Origin of the sequence: Cupriavidus basilensis (genome assembly GCF_029335485.1) — a bacterium.
GTDB classification, from domain to species: Bacteria; Pseudomonadota; Gammaproteobacteria; order Burkholderiales; family Burkholderiaceae; genus Cupriavidus; species Cupriavidus basilensis_E.
This window is the reverse complement of record NZ_JARJLM010000119.1, coordinates 1-4,205: the sequence shown is the minus strand read 5'-3', so window position 1 is coordinate 4,205 and position 4,205 is coordinate 1. Positions and strand designations below refer to the sequence as shown.

Below are 4,205 nucleotides of genomic sequence, written 5' to 3'. Positions count from 1 at the left end.
TCCACGCGGGCGCGCACGGGATTGAGTTCGGGCGGCTCATCCAGTCCGGCTACCGCCTGCACGGCGGCATCGAACAGGCGCATCACATTGGCGAAGGCATCGCGGAAGAAGCCCGACACCCGCAGGGTGACGTCCACGCGCGGCCGGTCGAAAATCGCCATCGGCAGGATCTCGAAATCGGTCACGCGATAGCTGCCGGGCGCCCACTTGGGCCGCACGCCCAGCAAGGCGAAGGCTTGCGCGATATCGTCGCCGCCGCTGCGCATGGTGGCGGTGCCCCACACCGACAAGCCGATCGATCGCGGGTATTCGCCGTGCTCCTGCAAATGGCGCTCGATCAATTGGTTGGCCGACTTGAGGCCCAGCGTCCACGCCGTGCGGGTCGGCACCGCGCGCGTATCGACCGAATAGAAATTGCGCCCGGTAGGCAGCACATCGGGCCGGCCGCGCGAGGGCGCGCCGCTGGGGCCGGGCGGAACGAAGCAGCCGGACAGGCCGCGCGCGAGTTGCAGCATCTCCTGCGGACCGCAGGCGTCCAGGCGCGGCATCACGTCGTGGCGCAGGCGGGCCAGCACGGCCGAGGCCTGCGGCCACGCCTCGCGCAGCGCCGGCATGGCCGGATCGTCATCGCCAAGCAAGCGCGCCGCGAGCATGTCGAGCCGCTCGCGCGTGTCGCCGTGATGGCGCCACGGCCCGGCATCGAGCGCCTGCAGCATGGCCGGACGCGGACCTTCCCAGGGCGCGGCCCAATCCGCATCGAGCGGGTCGAAGCCACCGCCCAGATCGAGGTCGGCGGCCAGCGCCGTCAGCAAGCCGGCTTGCCCGCCCTTGCCGTCGCCCACCGGGAATCGCCCGAGCGCGAGCAGGGTGTCGCGCCGCTGGCGTCCCTCCGGCGACACGCCGAAGATGTGCAAGCCGTCGCGGATCTGCGATTCCTTCAGTTCGCACAGGTAAGCGTCGGTACGGTTGAGCAGCGCGTCCTCCCCATCGCTGTCGGCCGGGGCGTCCAGCCCCAGTTCGCGATGCAACTGCTGGTCCACGATCAGCTTCAGGATGGCCTTGCGCAGCAGCCGCGCGCGGCGCGGGTCCACCGCCAGGGCTTCGTAGTATTCATCGACCTGCCGCTCCAGGTCCTGCAGCGGGCCATAGTTTTCGGCGCGGGTCAGTGGCGGCATCAGGTGATCGATGATGACGGCCTGCGCCCGCCGCTTGGCCTGCGCGCCTTCGCCCGGATCGTTGACGATAAAGGGATAGAGATGCGGCAGTGGGCCGAGGATGGCGTCCGGCCAGCAACTGTCGGCCAGCGCCACGCTCTTGCCGGGCAGCCATTCCAGGTTGCCGTGCTTGCCGACGTGGACGATGGCATCGGCGCCGAAGGCGTGGCGCAGCCAGAAGTAGAACGCCAGGTAGCCGTGCGGCGGCACCAGCTCGGCATCGTGGTAGCTGGCATAGCTCCGGGCGCCGTCTTCGCCCGGCAGCGCGTAGGCGCGGGCAGGCTGCAGTCCCACGAACAGATGGCCGCTGCGCACGCCAGCGATCATGAAGCGGCCCTGCCGCACCATCGGGTCCTGTTCGGGGCTGCCCCATCGGGCGGCAATGGCGCGCTGGTTGTCTTGCGGCAGGCTCGCCAGGTGGCGCAGGTAGTCCGCCATCGGCAGGCTCTGGAGCGCCGGCCTGGCATCCAGCTGGTCCAGGTCGTTGGTCACGCCCTGCGTCAGGCCACGCATCAGATCGTCGCCGTCGGCCGGCAAGCCTTCGCAGAAGTAGCCCTCGGCGCGCAGCATGGCGAGAATACCCACCACCGAGGCCGGCGTATCCAGGCCCACGCCGTTGCCGATGCGCCCCTCATTGGCCGGATAGTTGGCCAGCACCAGCGCCACGCGCTTGTCGGCATTGCCGATCTCGCGCAGGCGGCACCAGCGCCGGCTCAGCTCGGCGACGAAGGCGATGCGCTCCGCGTCGGGCTGGTAGCGCACCACGTCGACCTCGGTATGGGGGCAGCGATAGGCCAGGCCCTTGAAGCTGACGGCGCGCGTAACGATGCGGCCATCCACCTCGGGCATGGCGATATGCATGGCCACGTCGCGCGGGCCCAGGCCCTGGCTGTCACGCAGCCAGTCCTCGCGGTTGCCGCCGCTCAGGATCACCTGCAGCACCGGCGCGTCGCCGGCGAGCTGCAGCGCTGCGGGCGCGTCGAGCGACGCGACCGCGAACGCCGTGGTATTCAGCACCAGCGCCGCGCGGTGCTCGCTGCACAGATGCTGCAGGACCTCCCGGCACAGCGTGTCCTTGAGCGAGTTCACCGCCAGCGGCAGCGGGTTCAGGCCTGCGGCACGCAGCGCCGCGATCAGCGCATCGAACACGGCAGTGTTGCCGGCCTGCAGATGGGCGCGGTAGAAGACCAGCGCAACCACCGGCGCATCGGCCTGGCCGTCCTGCCGCCGGTCCTGCTCCCATTCGCGCTGCCAGTCCGCGGCGGTTGCCACGCCGTGGGCCGGGTGATAGAGCGCGGCCTGCGGCAGCACGCGCGGCTGCAGCGCCGGCTGGCCCCAGCCGAAAGCGTGGTGCGCCAGGCAGCGGAAGAACTGCTCGGCGTTGTCGGCGCCGCCCTCGCGCAGGTAGCGCCACAGGTTGCTGGAGAGCGCCGGCGGCGCATTGCCACGCGCGAGCAGGTTGGCATCCTCGGCCAGGTCGCCCGAGAACATCACCAGCAACTGGCCGCGCGCGCGCGCCAGCTCGGTCAGGCGCTCCAGGCCATAGGCCCAGTCGCTATCGCCGCCGAGGTGATCGACCACCACCACCCGCGCATGCTGCAGCACGTCGTCCACATACATGTCGAGCGAGGCCGGCTGGCGCAGGTACATCTGGTTGGCCAGCCGCACCGAGGGGAAATCCCCCCCCAGCCGCGGGAAAACGCCCGCCAGCAGCGACAGCGTAGTGTCCGCCGCGCTCAGCACCACGATCTGCGCCGGGCTTTGTTCGATACGCACCACGCCGGCGCTGTCGTCGACGAAGCCGCCCGGGCGGGTGGAAAGCAGGTGCATCGGGTGCCTGGGCCGGTTGCGGGGTCGAGGACGTCAGGCCGCGCGCGCCGCGCCGGCCAGCGCTGCCTGCAGGGCCGCCTGTAGCGTGGGCTGGTCGAGGTCCTGCCCGATCAGCACGATGCGCGTGGCCTGCGTTTCGCCCGCCTGCCAGCGGCGGTCGAAGTAGCTGTCGAAACGCCGTCCCACGCCATGCAGCACCAGGCGCATGGCCTTGCCCGGCAGCGCGGCGAAACCCTTGATGCGATAGATGGTGTGGTCTTCCACCAGCTGCCGCAGGCCATTGATCAGCGGATCGCGGTCCACTTCGCCCAGCGTCACCACGACGGAGTCGAACTCGTCATGATGGTGATCGGCATGGTCGGGATCATCCGCCGAGCCGTGGTGGTCGGGGCGCAGGTGGATGGTGTCCTCGGACGCGCGGTTCAGGCCCAGCAACAGGTCGAGATCCAGCTTGCCGCCCTGCGCCCCGACGATCTTGACCTCGGCCGGAATCTCCGGGCGGATCAGCGCTTCCACCCCGGCGCGCTGCGCCGCGTCGATCAGGTCGGTCTTGTTGAGGATGACCAGGTCGGCCGCGCCGAGCTGGTCTTCGAACAGTTCATGCAGCGGCGATTCGTGGTCGAGGTTGGGATCGGCCTTGCGCTGCGCGTCCACCGCGTCCGGATCGGCGGCGAACTGGCCGGCGGCCACGGCTGCGCCATCCACCACGGTGACCACCGCATCCACGGTGAAGGCGTTCTTGATGCTGGGCCAGTTGAAGGCCTGCACCAGCGGCTTGGGCAGCGCCAGGCCGGAGGTCTCGATCAGCACGTGGTCGATGTCGCCGCGCCGCTCCAGCAATTGTTCCATGACCGGGAAGAATTCCTCCTGCACGGTACAGCACAGGCAACCGTTGGCGAGCTCGTAGAGCCGGCCGTTGCTCTCGCCGGATTCGTCGCAGCCGATGCCGCAGCCCTTGAGGATCTCGCCATCGATGCCCAGTTCGCCGAACTCGTTGACGATCACCGCGATGCGGCGGCCGCCGGCATGCTCGAGGATATGGCGCAGCAAGGTGGTCTTGCCGCTGCCGAGGAAGCCGGTGACGATGGTGGCGGGGATTTTACGGGTCTGCATGGGCGGATATCGGGGTTCAGCGGCGTTCGGCGAATGCCGCCGGAGTTG

General features: G+C 69.7%; 2 protein-coding genes. Both read right to left on the bottom strand.

The window, feature by feature from the left end:
• On the bottom strand, positions 1–3,044 hold a 3,044-nt coding region (cobN, locus tag P3W85_RS06670), incomplete at its 3' end, for a cobaltochelatase subunit CobN (RefSeq protein ID WP_276264197.1).
• Positions 3,045–3,077: 33 nt separating this feature from the next.
• Positions 3,078–4,157, bottom strand: a complete 1,080-nt coding sequence (gene cobW / locus P3W85_RS06665) for a cobalamin biosynthesis protein CobW (protein WP_276264196.1) — start codon at positions 4,155–4,157, stop codon at positions 3,078–3,080.
• Between the last annotated feature and the right edge of the window lie 48 nt (positions 4,158–4,205).